Here is a 25040-nt window from a genome sequence, read left to right on the forward strand (position 1 = left end):
CTACCTAAAAGTCAAACTCTCCAAATTCAGCAGAAGAAAACAGAGTGTTTTTTTCCACTATATCATACGTAATTTCTTCGTCTGGTTCGTTACGAAGCTCAATCATGTAATCAAAATCATCAAGTGTATACTCAGTATTTTGAACAAAGATATCAGGATGCTCAATTACTTTTACGGCAGGCAATCTCATGATTTCCCTAATTAACTGCCAATGTTTTTCATTAGCTCTTCTAGTCGAAACAATTCCATCAATGATAAATAAATTGTCCTTATTATATTCATCTTCAATTAATCGATTTCGGATTGTTTGCTTTAATAAAGTCGATGATACAAATAACCAGCGCTTGTTCGCACAAACACTTGAAGCAACAATTGATTCCGTTTTTCCAACTCGGGGCATGCCCCGAATCCCGATTAATTTATGGCCATCCTGTTTAAACAATTCCGCCATAAAATCAACTAAAATGCCTAAATCGTCTCGAACAAAACGAAAGGTTTTTTTATCATCTGCATCTCTTTGTATGTATCGGCCATGTCTAACGGCCAGGCGGTCCCGCAGCTTCGGCTTTCTTAGTTTAATCAGTTCTATTGTATCCATAGTATGTAAAATAGACTCAAGTCTTTCAATTTGTTTATCATCTTTTGCTAAAATAAGCAGCCCACGCCGATCTTCTTCAACCCCGTTTATCGTAACTATATTGATTGACATCATTCCTAATAGAGAAGCGATATCCCCTAACAGGCCAGGTCGATTAGATTGGATTTTATATTCTAAATACCATTCCTCTTTCTCCATCCTATAACCCCCTCCTTCTATTGGTTGATGTTGTTAACTAGTTTCTCACAGATAAATGTATCATAGCCATAGCTCTTTAAGTTATTTCATATTGATAACCCTATAAATCCCAACCTCTATCATATCTGATTTTATAAGAAGATGAAAGAAAAAAAGTAGGAAATCTAACTAAAATCCATTAAGAATATAAAAAACCATTGTATAAATATTCAGCATTTTCATAGATAATTACTATTACAATATAATTTATAGTGCGAAATAAAAAAAGAGAGGATGGTTCTTATGAACACGATATCCTCTCTTACAGCAGATAAAAATAAAAGGTATTAGGTCATACAGTTACTGATTTGTGCCATTATTTTCTACAAGCTTGACCATGATGCTTGCAATGGCATGTTGTTCTTCAGGAGTTGCAACCGACCATAAATCTGCCAGCACTCTTTCCTGTTCATTTTTAGGGTCTACCTGTTTTGCTAAGTAATCACCAACCTGATAAGCAAGATCATTAATCGTATTTTTATCCATCCCTTGCTGCTCTGCTTGATTCAAGCGATCCCCTAAAAAATCTTTCCATTGCTGCCAGTTTTCTAAAATTGACATAATTTTGAACCTCCTATAGTAGTATTACCTTATTATTTTGCATGTTAGAGATTCAAAATATACATCCTTTCTTATAGTTTCAAACTCGCCATATCACATATACCAACCGCCATTCACACTTAGTATCTGCCCTGTAATATAGCTTGCTTTCTCTGAAAGTAAAAAAGACACACTGTTTGCAATATCCTCTGGTTCTGCCAAGCGCCCCATCGGTATCTCTGCCTTGATCATGTCTAATTCTTCATTAGTAAAATGACCGAGCATCGTCGTATTGACAGCTCCAGGAGCGACACCATTTACTCTGATTCCATTCAGTGCTAATTCCTTGCTTAAGGATTTTACTAGAGAGATTTGCGCTCCCTTTACAGCTGAATAGATGACTTCGCAGGAGGCACCAGTTTGACCCCAGATTGACGTGATGAACAAAATGGAACCAGACTGCTGTCTAATTAATTTTGGAAGCAATTCCTTCGTTAGCATAATAGGTGAAGTCAAGTGGATCATCGTTAAATTTTCAACGGTTTCTCTATCTGTATCAACAAATAAGCCATAATGACTTATACCACTATTATGAATGATGGAATCTAGGGTAAAAATATTACTAGATAGCTTTTTATAGCCATCCGGCGTTGACAAATCTGCCTGTATAGGAATAAATTCACCCTCATATATGGACAATTCATCTAAAAGTTCCCTGATTGCTTGAGCATTTTGATGATAGTGTAAATAAAGAGAATAGCCTGTCTCTGCCAATTTTTTCGCCATCGCATGCCCAATTCCTCCGCTTGCCCCGGTTATTAAAGCGTATTTCCTCATATAAAAATCACTTCCCCACCCTTTTCACGTTTTAACGTAATGGTAGCAAAAAAACACCGACAAGTCGGCGTTATTTTTTTGGAACTACCTGGCACACAGTGATACGTTCTTCTGCTATCAATTCAGCAGCTGCTGCCTTCAAATCATCCACCGTAATTCTCTCAAGTGTTGGAACCACATCAAATAGGTTCATGTCATTAAAAGCATATCGTGTAAATTGATTGGCGATATATTCAGGTGAATTGATCGCACGTAGGAATGTCCCGATTTTTTTCCTCTTCGTCCTTTCAATATTTTCAGCTGTAAAAGCACTTCCTTGCTTTGCCGATTCGAGCATTTTTTGTAAGTCGTTAGCTAGGCGATCAGGTTCAGGTGTATCACCGCCAATCATAGCAAAGCCAAACCCTTTTTCCTGACTGTAATCAAACGAAAAAGTATCATCAATTAGTCCTGCAGAATATAAATGCTGATAATTATCCGAGGTTTTACCAAATAAAACATCAAGCATCATATTTAATGTTAGCTCATACTTCAGCATTTCTGCTCCAGAGTACGCCTTATCAAGCGCTTTTATCCCAACCATACACTTTGATGTTTGGACATTCATTTTAAGAACTTGTTTTTTCTCCGCTACCTCTACTGGTTCTGGGTCAAACTGACGCTTAATTTCTGGGACAGATTCATAGTTCCGTTTTCGTTGATTCTCTTTTATTTGATTCATAATTTTTTCTGGTTCCACCGGACCAACAACAAATAGCAGCATGTTACTTGGATGATAAAAGGTCCCATAGCATTCATAGAGGAGGTCCTTTGTAATATGTGAAATAGACTCAATCGTCCCTGCAATATCAATGCTGACTGGGTGGGTATGATACATATTTTGAATCACTCCATAATACAGCCGCCAATCAGGATTATCATCATACATTGTTATTTCCTGACCGATAATCCCCTTTTCCTTTTCAACTGTTTTTTCACTAAAATATGGCTCCTGAACAAAATTTAATAAGGTATCAAGGTTTAGCTCTACAGCAGACGTACTTGAAAATAAATAGGCTGTTCTCGTAAAAGAAGTAAAAGCATTAGCTGAAGCACCCTGTTTACTAAATTGCTGAAAGACATCACCATCTTCCTTTTCAAACAGCTTATGCTCTAAAAAATGAGCAATTCCATCAGGCACCTTTAAGTATTCTTCTTTACCAAGTGGAACAAAGTGGTTATCGATGGAGCCATATTTTGTCGTAAACGTTGCATAGGTTTTATTAAAGCCTTTTTTTGGCAATATATATACTTCTAAGCCATTATCAAGCTTTTCATGGAAAAGCTCTTCTTGGAGTTGCTTAAATTCTATTTTTTCCATTCTATTGTTGCGCCCCCTCAGTCAAAAAGTAAATGGTATCTAATTCAATCTTACCTGCTACCTTCGTAATCTCATCCTTCGTTACACTTTCCATCGCCTCTAGCCAATAATCTAATGAAATATTCTCTTTTGAGACAACGTTATGATATAAAATCTCTACCATTCCTCTTGCATTATCAACTGTTTCAAGCAGTTGATTCCGAATAACTGCTTTTGTCTGCTTGATTTCATCTTCTGTAAATTCACCTGCTGACATTGCTTTCATCTGTTCCTTAATGATGGTAACTGCTTGCTCGTAATTTTTATTATCAATTCCTGACATAACCAGCATTAAACCCTTATGGCTTTCTAAACGGCTAGCAACATAGTAAGCAAGGCTAGCTTTTTCTCTCACATTAAGAAACAATTTCGAATGCGAAAAACCACCAAAGATTCCATTAAATATTTGCAAGGCATAATAATCTTTATCACCGTATAATACATTCGTTCGATAGCCAATATTCAGCTTTCCTTGCTTTACGTCCTGAACCTCTTTTATTTCCTTTACAGATGTTATTTGCACAGGACTATCCACTATCAGTTTCGGCTTCCGGGAGCTAAATTGAAACAGGCTATTCGCTAATGTCTCTACTTCATCCTTCTGTACATCCCCGACAACATATAGATCCAGTTCATCGTGTGCGATCGCCTCTTGATAGTAATCATATAAGCTTTGTGGAGTTATGGAATCTACATCCTCTAGCTGACCATGCACATTTAGAGCATAAGCCTCCTCTTTGCACATTTCCTGAATAAGACGAAAGTTAGAATATTTCATTTTATCATCATAGACGGATTGAATCCGCTGTTTTAAAGAACGCTTCTCATTATCGACTGTTGTGCTATCAAAGGAAGCGCCCTTTGTATTCGGATTGGTTACAACCTCCGCTAAAAACCCAAATGCTTTTGCCAATAGTGGTGTTGAATCAGATAAAAACTTTTCATTGGCTATTTCAATCGATAAGCTAATGATATGGTATTCACCCTTTTTCCCTAAATCCACATGAAAAGTTGCTCCATATAGTTCATCCAAATAGGATCTTAAAAGAGAGGTTGTTGGATATTTCTTCGAATTGCTTTGTAATACATGAGGAAGTAGTGCTCGTTTTGTTACATGCTCTAGACTTAAAGGAGCCTTCATTTTGAAAACGATTGTGTTCGTTTTATATTTCTCAGTTGAGATGATATGCAGCTTCATCCCTTTTACATCCGTAATATTTTCCGATAAAACACCCATCATTCGTTCCTCCTTAAAATTCCGCTTATCTTATCCATATGTAAACAGTAAGACAGTTATTTTCTATAATTTCCTGCAAATATGAACATATCCTTACTATAACCTTGTTAATTTCTTACAATCAAGTTTTGCGAGCAGAAAATTCAATTCTTGGGGAAACCAACAAGCCGTATCATGAAAAAGGTACAGACAAATGTCTGTACCTTTTATATGATATCTTCTGAAGAAGGTTTCATCATTAAAACAGCTCGAGGCTTACTTCCTTCATACGGTCCAACAATCCCGCGAGCTTCCATTTCATCTATTAATCTTGCTGCCCTAGTATAACCTATCCGAAATCTGCGCTGCAGCATAGAGACTGAAGCCGTCTGCATTTCTAGTACTAAGTCAACTGCTTCTCCATACAACTCATCTTCCACATCCGAACGGTTATTAGGAATATCATCAGGAATCATATCCTCCTGATACTGTGCTTTTTGTTGGTCAATAACAAATTCTACAACCTCTTCCACTTCTTCATCTGAAAGAAAAGCACCTTGAACACGTACAGGCTTTGAAGCTCCAACAGGGAAAAACAGCATATCACCGCGTCCCAATAATTTCTCCGCTCCACCCATATCAAGAATGGTCCTTGAATCCGTGGCAGAAGATACAGCAAACGCAATTCTTGATGGAATATTGGCTTTAATTACCCCTGTAATAACATCAACAGACGGACGCTGTGTGGCAATAATTAAATGAATACCGGCAGCACGAGCCATTTGTGCCAGTCTCGTAATTGAATCCTCAACATCTGAAGAAGCAACCATCATTAAATCAGCTAGCTCATCGACAATAACCACTATATATGGCAGGAGTGGCTGCTGAGCTTCTTCTTCAGCGTTATGACGCCTAATGTGTTCATTATAACCTTCAATATTTCTTGTTCCTGTGTGAGAGAATAGATCATATCTTCGCTCCATCTCATTGACTACCTTTTGCAGAGCCTGTGAAGCTTTCTTCGGATTCGTTACAACAGGAGCTAATAAATGGGGGATTCCGTTATATACATTTAATTCCACCATTTTCGGGTCTACCATCATCAGCTTCACTTCATGTGGTTTTGCCCTCATCAGTATACTCGTTATGATACCGTTGATACAAACACTCTTCCCACTTCCTGTTGCACCTGCCACTAATAAATGAGGCATTTTATTAAGCTCAGCTAATACTGCTCCACCCGTAATATCACGACCCAAACCAATCATCAGCTTCGCTTCCGGCTTGTTATTCTGCTTGGATTCCAAAACCTCTCGCAGTGAAACCATTGCCACATCTGTATTGGGAACCTCAATACCAATAGCTGATTTTCCCGGAATAGGTGCCTCCATACGAATATCCTTTGCTGCAAGGGCTAAAGCTAAATCATCAGTTAGACTAACGATTTTGCTCACCTTCACTCCAACATCCGGATGTACTTCATACTTTGTTACTGCAGGTCCAAGGTGAACTTGAGTAACAGTTGCCTTTACTCCAAAGCTCTGGAACGTACGCTCAAGCTTGGCCGCATTTTCTTGTATTAAAGCATATTCCCCGCTTTGGTCCGTGTATTTAGGGAGTTTTAAGAGGTCGATTGGAGGCAGTTCATAGTCAACATTTTCCACTTCTGTCACTTCATTAAAGGTGATAGGTGGTGTATCCTCTTCACTTTCCTCCGTCTTTTCTTGATCAGGCACCCCATTTTGTTGATAAGCACGTTCAGTAAAGCTGGAAATGATTGGTTCAGGTCTAACATTCTCCTCCTTCTGCTCCTCGGCAGTGAGATGAATAACTGGATTTGTTTTCGTTGTATCCTCTACCTGTTCAGCCTTATCTGCATCTTTTTGAGCACGTTTTTCTTCACGTTTTTTCTGCTTGTCCTCCTTCCAACCCTGCATATCCTCTTTAAACGATTGCCATTGACCTCCTAAGAATCGCCCAAACGCTGTAAAAACCTTACCAGCTCCCTCACCAAAGGTTTTTCCAGTTAAGAGAATAAATCCGATTAGAATAAGGACAAAGGATATGAGCTTTGTTCCAGCTTCATCAAATAAATAATAAAAGATTGCAAATAATACGGCTCCTGTCATTCCTCCACCAAGGTCTGTTGAACTTGCTTCTCCGCGTACCTCCAACCAATATAATTCCCATGTGTTTGCAATCACACTTGGATTTACAAATTTATCTCCATTGGACAGAAGCTGAAACAGAGTAATATGACTTAACAGCAACAAGGCAGAAACAATAATATATAGACCAATCAATTTAACAGAAAGTAAAAAAGGTCGTTGACGTTTCCACATTAAATAACCGCCGTAAATAATCATGCCGATGAGTCCAATCATATACCATTCACCGATAAAAAATCGGTAAAACATGACAACTGCATGACCGACAGCTCCTAAATTTGCCATTGATATAATCGAAAGGGCAATTAATAAGAGGGCAACTAATTCAAATTGAATGGTTTGTTTTATATGTGTTTTATTTCTGGATTGTCGCCTTTTTCTTTTGGCCATCGTATCACCTTACTGATTATTAATTTACTAATGAAGAGAGCAGCCAAATGGCTGCTCTTTAGTTAGTATTTTAATTATATCATATCAATTAACCGAACACATATGCCCAAATACAAAAATCTCCTCAATTGGCAGATGCTGCAGCGCAATACTATCGACCTACAGAGGTTGAGTCACTGCAGTTGGATAAGCTGAAAAATTTCATGAATCTTTCTTATTTGCGAGTATAGCTCCCGGACATAAACGATTATCCATATAATGGCTTGGATCACTACTCATAACCCGTAAGACACGATAATCATGGTTTTCATTCATTTCAACCAATAACGGAATTCCATCGTAATCAATGACCTTTTGTTTTTCATACTCTGATTCTTGAGTTTGATATACAAGTTCCTGTGGCATTGTTGTATATAGAATCATTGCACAAGCCTCTCATTCTCTTGATTTCTAAAATCAATTAATTCATTTAGTTTTTTCAATGCCTGTCCGATTCCACCCACTTCATTTATTAACCCTGAATTCACAGCATCAATTCCAATGACGTTTGTGCCAATATCTCTTGTTAAATTTCCTTTAGCAAACATTAAATCTTTAAAATGTTCCTCCGTAATATTAGAATGTTTCGTCACAAACCGGATAACTCGGTCCTGCATTTTATCTAAATATTCAAAGGTTTGCGGTACGCCAATCACAAGACCTGTTAATCGCACTGGATGTATGGTCATAGTTGCTGTTTCTGCAATAAAGGAATAATCACAAGATACCGCAATAGGTACACCAATCGAATGACCGCCTCCTAATACAATGGATACAGTTGGCTTTGATAAAGAAGATAACATTTCAGAAATCGCTAACCCTGCTTCGACATCTCCACCTACTGTATTTAAAATAATTAAAAGTCCTTCTATTTTTGGATTCTGTTCAATAGCAACGAGCTGTGGAATGATATGTTCATATTTCGTTGTTTTATTTTGCGGCGGCAGCTGAAGATGTCCTTCAATTTGCCCGATAATCGTTAGACAATGAATTTTCGAGTCCTGTGAAAGCTGTGGTACATTTGTCTGTCCAAGTTGCTGGATTTTTTCCATTAAAGCTGATGGTTTATCTTCTTTTGGTTGACCCTGTTCATCATTTCCACTATCATTTCGGAAGATTTCCTTATCCATCTTCTATTCTCCCTTCAAAGACATGATAGGAATAGTATGAGATTAGGAAAGATTTTTCATGCAGACATTAAAATTAATTATCTATCTACTCTCCTTGCTTTGCATCACCTTCTAATAATTCTAAGAAATTATACAATACACGTGCCGTTAAGCCCCAAATAACCCTACCATTGTACTGATAGAAATATTCATCCAAATGCCGTTGACCCCATTTGTAATTTTCTCCTCCTGGAATTAAATGCAGCGGAAATCCCTCCTCAGGGATCACTTGATAATAGATTTTATATACTTCCGGTTTTGTTTCACGAAAAAAAGATAGTGGGACAGTAAAAACCTCTCCTACCTCAGACGTATTAGGAATCATTTCCTCCGGGTTTATGATTCGTCCAACAAATGGGTAAATGATATTACTAGATGCATTTATTGTAAAACCTAATGGAATGACATCTTTTATCGATGATGCTTCAATACCTAATTCCTCAGAGGTTTCACGAATGGCACAATGGCGTTGATCAACATCATTTTCATCAATTCTACCGCCTGGAAAGCATATTTCTCCAGGTTGTCTTCGTAAGTTCAGGGACCTAACTTCAAATAATATATGCGTCTCATTCCCTACCTCGACAAGGGGGATTAGCACGGAGTATTTAACCAGTTCTGTTTGTCCCAAAATAGATAGCTTACGCCCTTTTAGTTTTGCAATCACCTTCGCTATTTCCAATCTGTATCACCCCAAGACTCTCATTAGTAATAAGTTATAATATCTACTATAACATGTATATTTGATATATTTTGTCAAAGCATTGACTGAAATGGATTCTTTTACATTTCTATAAAAAACAAAAGTGAGGCAATTATGCCTCACAACTGTATCTTCTATTTTACTTCCATAATAATCGGTAAAATCATTGGTCTGCGCTTTGTTTTTTCATAGAGGAATTGGTTTAAACAATCACGCATATCCTGTTTAATGACAGCCCAATCAAAGGAATCTCGCAGAATACTTTGGTCAACAATCTCACGTACTCGTTTCGATGCTTCATCTAACAATTTTTCCGACTCCCTGACATAGACAAACCCTCTTGAAATAATTTCAGGACCAGATGAAATTTTCTTTTCTTTTTTATTTAACGTTACCACAACAATTAATATCCCATCCTGCGACAATAGCTTACGGTCTCGCAGCACAATATTTCCAACATCACCAACACCGCTGCCATCTATCAGTACGTTGCCAGCTGGGACCCGGCCTGCAGGGCGAATCCGATCATTTTTTAATTCAATCATTTCACCCTTCTCTGGCAAATAGATACGATCGTCAGTTAAGCCACACTCTTTCGCTACTTTGGCATGGGCCTTTAACATCTTAAACTCGCCATGAACGGGAATGAAAAACTTCGGATTCATGATATTAATCATAAACTTGAGTTCTTCCTGACTAGCATGACTTGAGGTGTGATAGGAGTTTTTGCCCGCTAATACAATCGCCCCAGCCCGGAATAGCATATCAACTGTTTTTGAAATAAATAACTCATTTCCCCGCAAAGCAGAAACAGCAAATACAACGGTATCCCCTTTTTGAATATTTACATTTTTATGAGTTTGCTTTGCCATTTTTTGCAAGGCTTCTATTGGTTCTCCCTGACGTCCCGTTGCTAGTACCACGATTTCATCATCGGAATAATTTTGAATTTCTGATACTGGGATAATAATTTCATCATGCACCTGCAAATATCCGAGCTTAATAACAATATCAAAAATACGCTGCAGGCTTTTACCAACGATGGCTACTTTTCGTCTACTTTCATATGCAGCATCAAAAATATGCTGGATTCGGTTTAAATCAGAGGCAAAACAAGCTGCAATAATTCGTCCTTTTGCATTATAGAAAGCATCATTCATTTCTCTTGCCACAACAGCCTCAGAAGATGTATATCCCGGTTTCTCCGCATCTGTACTATCAGATAAAAGACACAGGACACCCTTCTCACCAATTTGAACCATTTTTCCGATTTCAGGCTTGTACGGGTCGCTAGCAGATTGGTCAAACTTGAAATCACCCGTATGTACAATAACGCCATCAGAGGTATGAATACAAATTGCAACCGAATCTGGAATGCTGTGATTGGTTTTAAAGAATGAAATTTGTACCGTATCAAATTCAAGTATCGAATCAGACGTAATTTCAATAAACTGAGCTTTTTGATGATAATCCTGTTCTTTCATTTTGGTTTCAGCAAATGCCAGAGTTAGTTTCGTTCCATATACAGGGACATTAATTTCACGTAAAAGGTAGGATAACCCGCCGATATGATCCTCATGACCATGTGTTAAAAAAATCCCCTTAATTCTGTTTTCATTTTGAACTAAATAGCTGTAATCGGGGATAACAATATCAATTCCGAGCATTTCATTTTCAGGAAACATTAATCCGGCATCAATGACAAATATGTCTTCATCCACTTCCACTATATACATATTCTTGCCGATTTCGCCAACTCCCCCAAGTGCAATAAGTTTAATACTCTCGTTTTCTTTTCTCTTCAAGACAAGCTTCCTCCTATGTTGTATTGCGCCGATCGAAATCAGATACACTCATTATACTTGAAACCGGAAATCCTTTACAACTACGAAGTGAGTAATAACTCATTGAATTAGAGACTACCCATGAGGCAAAGATGGTGGGCTAAATGCCAAATGGGAATAAAAAAACCAGCCAACTATTAAATTGACTGGTTTCTCTTATTCTTTTATTTTATTTTCGCCGAAGTAACAGCGTTAATTCTTCTCGTTCCTTCTCTGTTAAGGGGACGAGCGGGAGTCGAACGGTACCGACATCTAACCCTTTTAATTGTAAAGCTGTTTTTACAGGTACCGGATTTGGCGCTTTAAATAACCCCTCCATAATCGGAAGAAGCTGCTGATGAAGCTTAGAAGCCCCTTTAATGTCACCTTGGAGAAACTTTGCAATCATTTCCTGCATCTCATTTCCAATGATATGAGATGCGACAGAAATGACACCGTCACCACCTATTGATAACACCGGCAATGTCACACCATCGTCCCCAGTGAAAAGCTGAAAATCGTCACTTGTATTCGCGATTATTTTGGTCATGTTACTTAAATTGCCGCTCGCTTCTTTAACAGCGACAATATTATGAATGTTAGAAAGTCGAATGATGGTTTCCGGTTCAATATTAATAGCAGACCGACCAGGAATATTATATAACAGTATAGGCAAAGAAGTGCTTTCCGCAATCGCCTTGAAATGTTGGTACAAACCCTCTTGATTCGGTTTATTATAATAAGGAGCAACAAGCATAATCCCATCAACACCCATTTTTTCTGCTTGTTTCGTCATTTCGATTGACTCATAGGTGTTGTAATTACCTGTACCGGCAATGACTGATACTCGTTTATCAACTACTTTAACAACATGAGCGAATAATGCTAATTTTTCTTCTTTAGTTAATGTAGGTGATTCTCCAGTTGTTCCAGATACTACAAGTGAATCAGTACCATTGGCAATTAAATAATTAATGAGCTGAGTTGTTTTAGGAAAATCTATATGTCCTTTACTATCAAACGGGGTTACCATTGCCGTAGATACTCTACCAAATCGTATCATACAACCACTCCTTCCAAATTAGCGGTAAGGATCTGGTCCTTACCGGCTAATTTTCTTTATCCAGCTCAAACGCATTATGCAAGGCATTGACAGCTGTACTAAGGTCAGCTTCTTTAATAAGCACCCAAATAGTCGTGTGACTATCTGCCGATTGCAAAATACGAATACTGTTCTCAGACAAGGCCCCGACAATTTTGGAGGTTACACCAGGAACTCCAGCCATACCCGCCCCGACAACAGACACTTTAGCACATTCCCGTTCAACAGTCGGTTCATGACCAAGTGAACGAAGGACAGACATGGCCTTATCGGTCATTTCCTCTGTTACGGTATAGACCACCTGGTTTGGTGAGATATTGATAAAATCAACACTGATTTTTTCATTTGCCATTGCCTTGAAAACCTCGGCCTGCAGGTCATACTGTTCCTTCTTGGCATACACCTTGATTTGTGTAACACCAGATACATGAGCAATCCCAGTCACCATACGGTCCTTTATCGTATCCTCACGGGACTGCGAAGTAACTAATGTGCCAAGATTATCTGAATAAGTGGAGCGAATCCGTATCGGCACTTTCGTTTGCATAGCAATCTCAACGGCCCGTGGATGAATAACCTTTGCCCCTTGATAAGCCATATTGCACACTTCCGTATAGGTGACAACTTGAAGCGGTCTTGCTTTTTCAGCAATACGTGGATCAGCCGTCATAATTCCTTCGACATCTGTAAAAATATCGATAAACTCTGCATTTAGGGCAACACCTAGGGCAGCTGCAGAAGTGTCACTTCCACCTCTGCCAATCGTGGTGATATCGCCATTTTTTGTCTGCCCTTGAAATCCGGCGACTACCACTACATCATGTGTTTTAAAGGCCCACATCACTCTTTCGCATCTCATGTCAATAATCTTGGCATTCATATGGTCATCATTTGTCCTAAACCCAGCCTGAGCTCCGGTTAAAGCTATGGCATTAATGCCTTCTTGTAATAACATATTCGTAAAGACAACACTCGAAATAATTTCACCACATGACAGGATAAGATCTGTTTCACGATTACTAATGAGACTTTTTGAACCATTTACGAGTGACAACAGTGTATCTGTGGCATATGGGTCACCTTTTCGACCCATGGCCGATACAACCACTACTACTTTGTAGCCCTCTTTTATTGCGGACTGTATATGTTTTTTTGCATGCTGGCGACCTTTATCGTCACGGACGGAGGTCCCGCCAAATTTTTGGACGATTATTTTCATCGTAACACCTCTAAAATCCATTCAATGAAACGGACTTTTCATGATTGATTTTTTATTCCTCTAGATGCTGTCTCCATTCATAAGCGGGTAGCTGCTGCTACGATAATAACTCGTTCGACCGAGACATAGCTATAATAGAAAAATAGTAGGTTAAATACTAGACTCCTAAAAACAAGTAATTACTTATTTTACTAAACCTAATTTAACAAGGCTTTCAGCAATTTGTACTGAATTCCAGGCAGCACCTTTTAGTAAATTATCGGAAACTACCCAAAGATGGAAGCCTTTTTCATCATGTAAATCTTTACGGATTCGACCTACAAATACATCATTTTTGCCAACGCAATCAGCAGGCATTGGATAGATTTGATTTTCTGGATCATCCTGAAGGACAACACCAGGAGCATCCTGTAACAGCTCCTTCAAATCTGCTGCTGTTACACCTTTTGTATCCACTTCAATAAATAATGATTCTGAGTGCCCAACCGCAACTGGAAGACGTACACATGTAGCAGCGACGCTTAATTCTGGGTTATGCATAATTTTTTTCGTTTCATTAATCATTTTCATTTCTTCATACGTAAAGCCGTTTTCCTGGAATAAATCAATCTGCGGAATGGCATTAAACGCGATTTGATAGTGCTTTTTATCACCTTTAACTGGCAGAATTTTCGGTTCGAATTCCTCATTGTTAACAATCGCCTTTGTTTGCTCATTTAATTCCTGAACGGCAACAGCACCAGATCCTGAAACCGCCTGATAAGTAGATACGATTATTTTATTTAGACCATATTTTTCTCTAATTGGTTCAAGTGCAACAACCATTTGAATAGTTGAACAGTTTGGATTGGCAATAATCCCATTATGAGTGAATAGATCTTTTTCATTTACCTCAGGTACAACTAGAGGTACATTCTCATCCATACGATACGCACTGGTGTTATCCACTACGATTGCTCCACGTTTAACAGCTTCAGGTGCAAGTTCTTTTGATACACTTCCCCCAGCACTAAATAATGCAATATCTACCCCTTCAAAGCTCTCAGGCTTTGCTTCTTGAACCGTATATTCAGCTCCATTTACTTGTACCTTTGTACCAGCAGAACGAGCGGAAGATAATAAAGTAAGTTTTGCAATTGGAAACTGTCTATCTTCCAATGTTTTCAGCATTTGCTGACCCACTGCTCCTGTCGCTCCAACTACTGCTACGTGGAATCCCTTTTTCTGTTCCATTTTTTGCTCCCCTTCCAATTCTGTAAAAATTACGACTATTTTTTGAGTACTAGAACATCACTTTATTATATGAGGAATATTTCATTATGATAAAGCCTAACTTATAAAAGGACGTCGCTTGTAAAAAGCCTCCTTTAGTTATTATATAGCGATTTGAAGCTGAGCTCTACTCCATTTATCTAATGCTGATAAATTAGGTAGGCTGCCTTCTACGCATATGGCTTTACTGGCTTTACAACCTCATACAAAGAAGGCGAGGTAAAATTGACCTATCGCCATCTTTCTACTATAATAACATTTATTTTAACACATTCAATCAGGAAACAAATATTCTTTTATTTGAAATGCTAATTTCCATCCTTAAATCTTTCTACAATCACTGGTTGAATTTGTTTTCCAATTAGTGCAGCTTCAACAGCATCACTTAGCATCGTCATTCGTGCAACCATAGAATTTGGTTTTTTCACAGGATCATCCTGACCGTATGGAATAAAATATATATTTTTTGTTGCCATTAACCTCATTAAATTGACGCCATTCAAACCTAAGGCATCATTAGTTGATATTCCTAATACAACAGGCTTTTGATTACGTAAGGTTGCTTTTGCAGCCATTAAGACAGGAGAATCTGTTAAGGCATTGGCAAATTTGCTCATCGAATTACCTGTTAAAGGAGCAACCACCATACAGTCTAGTGGAATTTTCGGACCTAAAGGCTCAGCTTTCACAATAGAGTCAATCACTTTATTCCCTGTTAACTCCTCAATTCTGGTTACCCAGTCTTCCCCCTTACCAAAGCGTGTCTCTGTATTTTGGACTGTAAAGGTTACAACAGGGAGAACTTCAGCACCAGCGTTGACTAATTTCTCGATTTCTGGAAACACTGCGTCATAGGTGCAATGTGATCCTGTTAATCCAAATCCAATACGTTTTCCATTTAAACTCATGATTTATTCTCCTTCCGCTTATCATAAAGCTCCTGCAGTATATTTGAAAGGACACCCGCTAAAATATTACCTGCTGTTTTCGGGGCAACAATGCCCGGAAGACTAGGGGCTAACAATGCTTTTATGCCTCTTTTTTCAGCATAGCGAAAATCGGTTCCACCTGGTTTAGAAGCTAAATCAATAATCAGCGTGTGCACTGGCATTTTCGAGATAACATTAGCACTTACGACTTGGTGTGGAATCGTATTGATTAATATATCAGTGTCTTTAACCCATTCGATAATGTCATCTAATTGAAATGGAGTTAATCCCATTTCTGTTATTCTCGCAATATGCTCCGATTTACGTGCTCCCACCTTAACCCTCGCTCCCAACGAGTGAAAGGTTCTTGCAACACTCATCCCGACTCTTCCTAATCCAAGGACCGTAACATTTGAGCCGTGAATTGTAAAATCTGTATGCTGTATTGCCATCATAATCGTTCCCTCTACTGTTGGAATGGAATTATAGATTGCAACATCATCTCTTTTAAATAATTGCACTAATGGCCTTGTAGCACCATCGGTAATACTTGATAAATACGAATTCGTTATACCGGAAAAAATCACACAGTGCGGCGGTGTTTTTTTTAGCATTTCCTCTGTAAGAATGACTTTCTCATTAGAAAAAATGGTATCAACGTTCCCTTCAAGGCTCGTGCCTGCTACCGGCAGAATCAAGGCATCTATTTGTGAGAAATCCAAGTCTGCTATCTTCTCCTTTGTTGCACCGGAAAAAGCATGGTCCAGCTGTTCAAAGCCTATTAATGAAAGCTTTGCATCCAGTTCTGTCAGCTTTCGAATAATTTCTAGCTGTCTCGCATCACCGCCAATAATTGCAATTTGCATATCTGTCAGCATGAAAGATTCACCTTCTTTTTTAGGGCTATCGTTACACATGTCTAGATAACTTTCTCATGTATAAAAGAGCCTAATGGTTATCAAAAGCCCCTTTTTAGATTCATCAACCTAATCCCTTTAAAAATAGCCAAGTTGCAATCAAACTAGATGGATGGTGAAGAAACTTCTTCAACATCATATGTCATATAAACTTAATCGGTGACGCCGCCAATGGTTTAGTATGAAAAGTGATGATCGTGTTTAGCAATAGGCATTAATCTATTTAATTATAAAAAGCAAAAAAAGGTGACTACTTGAGCCACCTTTTTTTGCTTTTTACTTTTTACTTTTCCATATCAATAATCAGCATATCCGTGCCAATTTTTTTTATTTGTCCCCATTCGACTCGAATCTCTCCACCATGCTTTTTCATCCCAAACCACTTTAAAGTTGGTATAAGCAATGCCTCAATTTGCCCGCTTTTTTCATTAATTTCTAAATCCGTTTGTCCTAGTATGCCTAAACGCTCAGCTCGATTGACATCAACGATTTCTTTCCCGCTTAATTCACTTAACCTCAATACCTAATCCCTCCATCTCTTTTAGCTGTCCTCCCTATATTCATACGGGATGACAGGTCCATTTAGACGTGATTCGAGAAAAGAGCGAATACAGATTATAACCGTGACATCCGTTGGAAGCATTAGCGTATTAGACTCCTTTTGGCAGTTCTCCGTTAGGACTAATTAATGAAACTGAGCAGTGATCAGTAAATACTTTATTAGCCATCCGATCGACATCTTCTTTTGTTACGGAATCAATTTGTTCCACAATCTCATCAAGAGAACGGTGCAGGCCCAATAGCAGCTCATTTTTACCGTTTCGACTCATCCGGCTGTTTGTACTTTCTAAGCTCAACATTAAGCTTCCTTTTAACTGCTCTTTACTATTTGTCAATTCCTTCTCTGTAATACCATCTCTTTTTAAGACCGCAAGTGTTTCCTGGATAGTCTCATAAAGGAGATCAAGCTGCTTAGCACCTGTTCCTCCATAAATTGTTACAATCCCAGTATCCTCGAAAGCCGAATGGTAGGAGAAGACTGAATAGGCCAAACCTCTTTGCTCCCTGACATCCTGGAACAAACGGCTGCTCATACTGCCTCCCAGTATATTATTGAGCGAAATAAGACTATAAATGTCATCATGTCCAACCTGTAAGCCCTCATATCCAAGGCAAAGGTGCGCCTGTTCCGTTTCTTTTTTACGGGCAATCCTGTTTGTATGAAAAACAGGTATCGAGGTTTCAATCTCACGCTTGCCACCTTCATAGGATCCAAATAATGTCTCTACTTCTTTAATAAAAGCATCTGATATATTACCTGCTACCGATATAACTACATGTTCGGGAGTATACATGCTATGTACATATTCCTTTAATGTGTCACTTGTAAAGGTTGATAAGGTTTCCTCAGTACCTAAAATGGGATAGCCGAGTGAATGATCCTCGTAAATGGCTTTACTAAGTAAATCATGAACAATGTCATCTGGCGTATCTTCATACATCTTTATTTCTTCATAGACAACATTTTTTTCTTTGACTAATTCTTCTTCCACAAATGTCGAATTAAAAAACATATCAGCTAGTACTTCTAAGGCAAACTGTGCATGGTTATCAAGAACTTTTGCATAGTAGCAGGTATATTCCTTTGACGTAAAGGCATTTACCTGCCCACCGATACTATCAAAGGACTCCGCAATCTCACGTGCAGTTCGTGTCTTTGTTCCCTTAAAGAACATATGCTCCAAAAAGTGGGAAATCCCATTATTAGCTGGAGTCTCATTTCGTGATCCGGTACCAATCCATACACCGATTGCAACAGAACGAACGGTTGGAATATTTTCTAATACGACTCTAACACCATTTTGACATGTATATTTCTTGATCAAATAAACTCCTCCTGTTCTAAACCTCAGTTGCTTCATTGCCAAATCAAATTCGCCCGTCGAATTTGCGTCCGGATTACCTGAGCTCGCTCGATAAACTACCATTAAAAATCCGAGACATCCGCCGGAGGCTTAACTTCATTCAGCCGGGGTTTGAAACCTCACTGAATCGAAGTACCATTTGCATTCATCCCCCACTTGTAGAAGTGGAAGACTTCTGTACCTGTCGCAAGCTTTCGGTACAAAAAGCTTATGCTGAATGAAGTTAAAACTTTTTCATCCTATGCCAAGTAAGTATATACTAATAACGTTATTTTTTCCAAAATCTTGACTTTTAGGCAAAATAACTCAATTTTTAGGTTTTTTCTCTATTTTCCCCTCGGGAAAGTTTTCCATTATTCTATCTTCATTTAGTAATTCAGTAATTGTGTCAATCTGTAAACCTTTCCCCTTTATCCTAACAATTAATTGATCTAATGATTTTGCCGTTGAGGAAGTGGGGTGCATGAGAATAATGGCACCATTATGTACCTTGCTCATCACTCGATTGATTAATACATCAGGTGAGGGTTTTTGCCAATCAACCGTATCAACGCTCCACATAATAGTCCCCATTTTTTCTTCAGCTGCAACCGAAATCACTTCATCACGAAAGCTACCACTAGGAGGTGCGAACCATTCCGGGTTCAATCCTGTCGTGGCTTTAATGACTTCATTTGTTCTCATAATTTCTTGACGTATTTTAGTTGTTGAGCTTACTTTTAAATCTGGATGAGTAAAAGAATGATTCCCTACCTCATGTCCTGCATCAGCAATCAGTTTTGCAAGCTCAGGGTTTTTTTGAACCCATCTTCCTTCTAGAAAAAAGGTTGCCTTAATATGATGACTTTTCAAAGTAGCTAGCATTTCCGATAAATATTCATTTCCCCAGGCAACATTTATGATAAAGCTAACCATTGGTTTATCTGGATGTCCTTTGTAAACAGGTGCAGGCGGAAGCTCATCAAGATGAACCTTTGGCTTTATTTGTCTAAAGACCAGCTTGTCTTCCACAAATTCACCGCTGCTTTTCATTTTTTTATAAGAAGCTTCAGCATCGACCTTTAAGCCATTATAGCCAGGGATCGCCTTCCAGATTGGGTCAATTTTTGCATCGCTAGGAGGAACTTCATATTCTTCACTTTTCAAGACAATTTCTTGAAAAAGAGAATCCTTTGGTTTACTTACCGAAAATGAACTACCCTTCATGTTACTTAAATATTCAGTCGTAAAAGGATTGCTAACCAGCATGAAAGCCACTACAAAAATAAATCCAAAAACAAACATTTTTTTCATTGAACCTGCCTCCTCCTTTTAAAATATGAAAAAGAGGGACAAGGTAGAACGAAAAAAGGAAGCAGAATCGATTGTTCACCTGACCTAGAAGAACAAAAAGAAACAGCCAGATCTCCTGACTGTTTTTCATGGTCTTATTTGTTATTTCTGCGTACTTTGTTCGTGCTCACGCTGCTCCTTTAAGACTGCCTTTCGAGAAAGGTTGACACGTCCCTGTTTGTCGATTTCAAGAACTTTAACTAGCATTTCGTCACCAATCTTCACGACGTCTTCTACTTTCCCAACTCGCTCTTCTGCTAGTTCAGAAATGTGTACAAGACCATCCTTACCCTGGAATATTTCAACGAATGCACCAAATTTCTCGATTCGCTTCACTTTGCCAAGATACAACTGACCTGCTACGACTTCTCGAACAATATCCTCAATAATATGCTTGGCCTTTTGATTCATTTCCTCATCTACAGAAGAAATAAAGACCGTACCATCCTGCTCAATATCAATTTTTACGCCTGTTTCTTCGATAATCTTATTGATTTGTTTACCGCTTGGTCCAATAACATCACGAATTTTATCAGGGTTAATGGACATTGTTAGAATTTTAGGAGCAAACTTAGATAGTTGACCTCTTGGACTATCGATAGTAGCCAGCATAGAATCTAAAATTTGCATACGACCTTTTTTCGCCTGCTGCAATGCTTCTTCTATAATTTCACGAGAAAGCCCTTCAATTTTTATATCCATTTGTAAGGCTGTTACACCTTTAGCTGTCCCAGCAACTTTAAAATCCATATCACCAAGGTGATCTTCCATCCCTTGGATATCGGTTAAAATTGTATAGTATTCACCTGACTTCACTAATCCCATGGCAATACCAGCAACAGGTGCTTTAATTGGCACCCCAGCGTCCATCATAGCAAGTGTGCTCGCACAAATACTAGCTTGAGACGTTGACCCATTTGATTCCAATACTTCCGAAACTAAGCGAATCGTATATGGAAATTCCTTATCATCTGGTATAACAGCGACTAACGCCCGTTCTCCTAATGCACCATGGCCAATTTCACGGCGGCCCGGACCACGCATTGGTCCTGTTTCACCAACACTAAAATTAGGAAAATTATAGTGATGCATAAACCGCTTTTCTTCTTCAAGCCCTAGTCCATCTAATATTTGAACGTCACCTAAGGCACCAAGAGTACAAATACTTAAGGCCTGCGTTTGTCCACGTGTAAACAAGCCGGAACCATGTGTACGAGGTAAAATATTAACTTCAGAAGATAACGGACGAATTTCATCAACACCACGTCCATCAGGTCGTACCTTCTCTTCTGTAATTAGACGACGGACTTCACCTTTAACAAGCTTATCTAATATTTGTTTAACCTGCTTTAAGGTCTCTTCCTCGGCTTCTTTTTCTTCATATTTGCTCATGACAAGATCTTTTACTTTCTTAATCGCTTCCTCGCGAGCATGTTTCTCTTGCACTTGAATCGCTTGAATCATATCCGATTCACAAAGCGAACGAATCTCTGCTTCTAATTCTGAATCAAGCTCAAAAAGAACTACTTCAAGTTTTTCTTTACCGATTTCTGCAACAATCGTTTCTTGGAAGGCGATTAATCGCTTGATTTCTTCATGTCCAAACATAATCGCTTCTAACATGATTTCTTCTGGTACTTCATCTGCACCTGCTTCAACCATATTAATGGCATCCTTAGTTCCAGCGACAATTAAATGAATATCACTTTGTTCTTCTTGTTCCACGGTAGGGTTGATAATAAACTGACCATCAATTCTTCCAACTGTCACGCCTGCAATTGGTCCTTTGAATGGAATATCCGACACGCTTAGTGCAAGTGAGGAACCAAACATTGCAGCCATCTCAGTTGAACAATCCTGGTCCACACTCATTACCATGCTGACAACTTGAACTTCATTCCTAAATCCATCAGCAAATAAGGGGCGAATTGGTCTGTCAATTAATCGACTAGCAAGTATTGCCCGTTCACTTGGACGACCCTCTCTTTTAATAAACCCGCCGGGGATTTTTCCAACTGCATACAGACGTTCCTCATAATTTACAGTTAACGGAAAAAAGTCAACGTTTTTTGGCTCCTTTGAAGCGGTTGCAGTACTTAATACTGCTGAATCACCATAGCGAACTAAAACAGCACCATTCGCTTGTTTAGCTAACTGTCCAATTTCAACTGTTAAATTTCGGCCAGCCCAATTTATTGAATAAACATGCTTATCTTGTCCCATTCATTTATTACTCCTCTCTACCTAAAATACATTAGAGGTACTGCGAAACATTATCCATTCGCACATACTTATTCTATATATATAAAGCAGTTTTCATTTAGTAAAACATAGCTATTACTATTATGTACATTTTTTAAAAAAATTAAGCTCTGCTATAGTACAATTCAACGCAAATATCTCTACCCATATTATGGTATCTAATTTTACGCTAATAAAAAAGCGGGAAAAATCCCGCTTTTCATTGACTATCTACGTAAACCAAGCTTATTAATCAGTTCACGATAACGTTGAACATCTTTATTACGTAGGTAAGTTAATAAATTACGACGCTTACCAACCATTTTCAAAAGACCACGACGTGAGTGATGATCCTTTTTATGTGTACGTAAATGCTCATTTAAATTGTTAATCGATTCTGTAAGGACAGCGATTTGAACTTCTGGAGAACCAGTATCCGTATCGTGTACTTTGTACTCATTGATAAGTTCATTTTTGCGCTCTTGAGTGATTGCCATCCTGCTTCACCTCCTAAATTTTTCAAATCCCCTATTACTGAGCAAACGTTGGTGAGTCGTATTGCCAAGCAAAGGTTCAATTTGATACGTTAATAAGAATACAACTTTTTACGATAAAATGCAAGTTTCTTTCCTGATTTTTTCAAAGTAATCATGGGCCTGTGCTTTATCTTTTTCAATTTGTGCAATAAGCTCATCAATGCCAGAAAACTTTTGTTCACTCCGCAGCCGGCGATGCCACTCAATGGTCACTTTTTCATCATAAATGTAGCGGTCAAAATCAAAAATAAATACCTCGATAGATGGTTTATCGGTCTGTTCCTTATGAAAGGTCGGCTTATAGCCAACATTACATACACCCTTGAAGGTCTCACCGCTTTTTTCAATCGTTAACTTTACTGCATAAACACCGGTCGGAGGCAGTAAATAATCATCATGAATATCAATATTTGCTGTTGGAAATCCAATCGTCCTGCCTCGTTTTTCACCATGAATAACCTTACCTTTTGTTGTATAAAAACGACCAAGAAAATGTGGAAGTTGCTCCATTCTTCCATCATGAATACAGCCTCTAATCGCTGTGGAGCTTATTTTTTCCTGTCCATATTGCAGTTTATCCACAACGGAAAAAGTAAACATTTCTCTTGCATGGAATGGTAATGTTTCCATTGTCCCCTTGCCCATACGGCCATATGTATAATCAAAACCTGCCACAACATGCTTAACGTTTAAATCAATCAAAAATCGATCAACATATTCCTGAGGTAATAAGTTGGCAAATTCTTCTGTAAAACGAACAATAAAAAAATAATCAATGCCTAAATCATGGATTAACCTGATTTTTTCTTCAAGCGGGGTAATATATTGAACATGCTGTACACTTCTACCCAATACAACTGAAGGATGCGGATTAAACGACATTACAGCGCTTTTATAGCCTTTTTGGTCAGCTTCCCTTTTTGCAGCTGCAATTACTTTTTGATGTCCAAGATGTACACCATCAAAAAACCCTAAAGCCATTGCCAATGGCGGGATGTCCTCTTTTTTCATATAATGCGGATGATCTAAATAATATACTTCCACTTTCGGTATCACCTTTTCTTTAAAGCATGCTTACTCTATAGCTCTTAGCACTTTTGCTGGCTTCATCATCCCGGGCTTTGTAGGATGATGCATATATATCGCTAAAGCTTGGCCAGCTTCTGTTTCAACCACAATTGGATTCTTTTCATGTATGAAGGTATTAGGAATAGGTATAATAGCTCCATTTTTGACTTTCTCCGCTATTTTATCACTAATCATATATTTGGGCAAATGAGCTAATGCCGCCTCAAGAGGAAATAATAAATCAGAAATCGTCCCTGCTTCAACCTTTGCTTCAATCTCTTCAAATGTGACGCAATCAGAAAGTGAAAAGGAAGCTGATTGAATTCGGCTTAAAGCTGACATATGGGCAGGATAACCTAGCGCTTCTCCAATCATCACAGCAAGAGTGCGAATATAGGTTCCTTTACTGCATGATACTCGAAACCGAAATGTAATTTGCTCGCCGCTAAAGGACTCGCGATCATCAAGAAGATCGATTGAGTAGATTGTAACCGTTCTGGTTGGGCGCTCAACTTCAATTCCTTGTCTAGCATACTCATATAACCGTTTGCCATTGACTTTAACAGCCGAATACATGGGAGGTGTTTGGGTTATGGTACCTGTTAACTCCTTCAGTACAGCGAAAATTTCCCCGCGGTCAATAATCCGGTCAATCGGCTTTCGTTCAATTATTTCTCCAGCAGCGTCTTCCGTGCTGGTTGAAAATCCAATTGTCACTTCTCCTTCATATGCTTTACCAGCATCCGTTATGTATTCTGCAACCTTAGTTGCTCTTCCAAGGCAAATGGGTAATACTCCCGTTACATCAGGGTCGAGAGTTCCAGTATGACCAACTTTTTTCATATGAAGTATTTTTCTTAATTTAAATACACAATCATGTGATGTCATCCCTGCAGGCTTATAAAGTGGAATAATTCCTTCCATTATGTTTAGGTCCTTTCTTATTCTGAAAAAAATGGATAGACACTAGGTCTATCCATTTTTTCAGCCTTGTTATGATGGTTCATTTTCATTTTGTTCGTTTACTTTTTCTTCCTTGTGAATCTGATGCAGTAAAGTATCAATACGGTGTCCATAATCGATGGATTCATCAAATTCAAACAAGATTTCAGGTGTTTTACGCAAACGAATTCGTTGTCCAATTTCAGAACGAATAAAACCTTTTGCTTTTGCAAGTCCTATTAACGTATTTTCGCGCTGCTTTTCGTCACCTAAAACTGAAATATAAACGGTTGCCTGCTGCAGGTCACCCGTAACCTGTACATCAGTAACAGTAACAAAGCCAATACGGGGATCTTTAATTTTGCGCCCGATAATTTCACCAAGCTCTTTTTTCATTTGCTCCCCAACCCGATTTGCTCTAACGCTCATAATCTCACC

The 25040-nt window shown here is 38.5% G+C and carries 23 protein-coding genes; all 23 read right to left on the reverse strand.

The window, feature by feature from the left end; translation table 11 throughout:
* Window positions 1-4 precede the first annotated feature (4 nt).
* Window positions 5-796 (reverse strand): YmfK family protein, encoded by a 792-nt coding sequence (locus BQ5321_RS15165; RefSeq protein WP_071395274.1) that lies wholly within the window; start codon window positions 794-796, stop codon window positions 5-7.
* 339 nt (window positions 797-1135) lie between these two features.
* The gene (locus tag BQ5321_RS15170) at window positions 1136-1396 is read right to left on the reverse strand and encodes a DUF3243 domain-containing protein (protein ID WP_071395275.1); all 261 of its coding nucleotides are present in this window, start codon (window positions 1394-1396) and stop codon (window positions 1136-1138) included.
* Window positions 1397-1489: 93 nt separating this feature from the next.
* Window positions 1490-2212 (reverse strand): elongation factor P 5-aminopentanone reductase, encoded by a 723-nt coding sequence (ymfI, locus tag BQ5321_RS15175; protein WP_071395276.1) that lies wholly within the window; start codon window positions 2210-2212, stop codon window positions 1490-1492.
* A 70-nt stretch (window positions 2213-2282) separates the two neighbouring features.
* Window positions 2283-3572 carry an EF-P 5-aminopentanol modification-associated protein YfmH gene (yfmH, locus tag BQ5321_RS15180; RefSeq protein WP_071395277.1) on the reverse strand — a complete coding sequence of 430 codons (1290 nt, stop codon included), beginning with the start codon at window positions 3570-3572 and terminating at the stop codon, window positions 2283-2285.
* A 1-nt stretch (window position 3573) separates the two neighbouring features.
* Window positions 3574-4848, reverse strand: coding sequence for an EF-P 5-aminopentanol modification-associated protein YfmF (gene yfmF / locus BQ5321_RS15185; protein WP_071395278.1), 1275 nt, complete (start codon window positions 4846-4848; stop codon window positions 3574-3576).
* A gap of 206 nt (window positions 4849-5054) precedes the next feature.
* Window positions 5055-7385 carry an FtsK/SpoIIIE family DNA translocase gene (locus BQ5321_RS15190; protein WP_071395279.1) on the reverse strand — a complete coding sequence of 777 codons (2331 nt, stop codon included), beginning with the start codon at window positions 7383-7385 and terminating at the stop codon, window positions 5055-5057.
* Window positions 7386-7586: 201 nt separating this feature from the next.
* Window positions 7587-7808, reverse strand: a complete 222-nt coding sequence (locus tag BQ5321_RS15195) for a YlzJ-like family protein (protein ID WP_071395280.1) — start codon at window positions 7806-7808, stop codon at window positions 7587-7589.
* Window positions 7805-8554: a ClpP family protease gene (locus BQ5321_RS15200; protein WP_071395281.1), complete on the reverse strand. Its 750-nt coding sequence runs from the start codon at window positions 8552-8554 to the stop codon at window positions 7805-7807. Before BQ5321_RS15200 ends, BQ5321_RS15195 begins: the two co-directional genes overlap by 4 nt.
* 85 nt (window positions 8555-8639) lie before the next feature.
* Window positions 8640-9275: an NUDIX hydrolase gene (locus BQ5321_RS15205; protein ID WP_071395282.1), complete on the reverse strand. Its 636-nt coding sequence runs from the start codon at window positions 9273-9275 to the stop codon at window positions 8640-8642.
* 155 nt (window positions 9276-9430) lie between these two features.
* Complete coding sequence (locus BQ5321_RS15210; protein ID WP_071395283.1) at window positions 9431-11101, reverse strand: ribonuclease J; 1671 nt, start codon at window positions 11099-11101, stop codon at window positions 9431-9433.
* A 208-nt stretch (window positions 11102-11309) separates the two neighbouring features.
* A complete protein-coding gene (dapA, locus tag BQ5321_RS15215; RefSeq protein ID WP_071395284.1) occupies window positions 11310-12182 on the reverse strand; it encodes a 4-hydroxy-tetrahydrodipicolinate synthase in 873 nt (290 codons plus the stop codon).
* A 46-nt stretch (window positions 12183-12228) separates the two neighbouring features.
* A complete protein-coding gene (gene dapG / locus BQ5321_RS15220) occupies window positions 12229-13440 on the reverse strand; it encodes an aspartate kinase (RefSeq protein WP_071395285.1) in 1212 nt (403 codons plus the stop codon).
* A gap of 183 nt (window positions 13441-13623) precedes the next feature.
* Entirely contained in the window at window positions 13624-14673 is a 1050-nt protein-coding gene (gene asd, locus BQ5321_RS15225; protein WP_071395286.1) for an aspartate-semialdehyde dehydrogenase, read from the reverse strand.
* Window positions 14674-15020: 347 nt separating this feature from the next.
* On the reverse strand, window positions 15021-15620 hold the full coding sequence (gene dpaB, locus BQ5321_RS15230) for a dipicolinate synthase subunit B (RefSeq protein WP_071395287.1): 600 nt from the start codon (window positions 15618-15620) through the stop codon (window positions 15021-15023).
* Complete coding sequence (gene dpaA, locus BQ5321_RS15235; RefSeq protein WP_071395288.1) at window positions 15617-16519, reverse strand: dipicolinic acid synthetase subunit A; 903 nt, start codon at window positions 16517-16519, stop codon at window positions 15617-15619. Before dpaA ends, dpaB begins: the two co-directional genes overlap by 4 nt.
* Before the next feature lie 322 nt (window positions 16520-16841).
* On the reverse strand, window positions 16842-17078 hold the full coding sequence (locus BQ5321_RS15240; RefSeq protein WP_071395289.1) for a YlmC/YmxH family sporulation protein: 237 nt from the start codon (window positions 17076-17078) through the stop codon (window positions 16842-16844).
* Window positions 17079-17208: 130 nt separating this feature from the next.
* The gene (locus tag BQ5321_RS15245; RefSeq protein ID WP_071395290.1) at window positions 17209-18444 is read right to left on the reverse strand and encodes a M16 family metallopeptidase; all 1236 of its coding nucleotides are present in this window, start codon (window positions 18442-18444) and stop codon (window positions 17209-17211) included.
* A gap of 345 nt (window positions 18445-18789) precedes the next feature.
* Window positions 18790-19776: a polysaccharide deacetylase family protein gene (locus BQ5321_RS15250; RefSeq protein WP_071395291.1), complete on the reverse strand. Its 987-nt coding sequence runs from the start codon at window positions 19774-19776 to the stop codon at window positions 18790-18792.
* A gap of 141 nt (window positions 19777-19917) precedes the next feature.
* Window positions 19918-22038, reverse strand: coding sequence for a polyribonucleotide nucleotidyltransferase (gene pnp / locus BQ5321_RS15255; protein ID WP_071395292.1), 2121 nt, complete (start codon window positions 22036-22038; stop codon window positions 19918-19920).
* Window positions 22039-22283: 245 nt separating this feature from the next.
* A complete protein-coding gene (gene rpsO / locus BQ5321_RS15260; RefSeq protein ID WP_071395293.1) occupies window positions 22284-22553 on the reverse strand; it encodes a 30S ribosomal protein S15 in 270 nt (89 codons plus the stop codon).
* Window positions 22554-22661: 108 nt separating this feature from the next.
* A complete protein-coding gene (gene ribF / locus BQ5321_RS15265) occupies window positions 22662-23636 on the reverse strand; it encodes a bifunctional riboflavin kinase/FAD synthetase (protein WP_071395294.1) in 975 nt (324 codons plus the stop codon).
* Window positions 23637-23666: 30 nt separating this feature from the next.
* Complete coding sequence (truB, locus tag BQ5321_RS15270) at window positions 23667-24584, reverse strand: tRNA pseudouridine(55) synthase TruB (protein WP_071395295.1); 918 nt, start codon at window positions 24582-24584, stop codon at window positions 23667-23669.
* 69 nt (window positions 24585-24653) lie between these two features.
* A complete protein-coding gene (rbfA, locus tag BQ5321_RS15275) occupies window positions 24654-25031 on the reverse strand; it encodes a 30S ribosome-binding factor RbfA (protein ID WP_071395296.1) in 378 nt (125 codons plus the stop codon).
* Window positions 25032-25040: the final 9 nt, after the last annotated feature.

Origin of the sequence: Bacillus tuaregi (genome assembly GCF_900104575.1) — a bacterium.
Taxonomy (GTDB): Bacteria; Bacillota; Bacilli; order Bacillales; family Cytobacillaceae; genus Bacillus_BD; species Bacillus_BD tuaregi.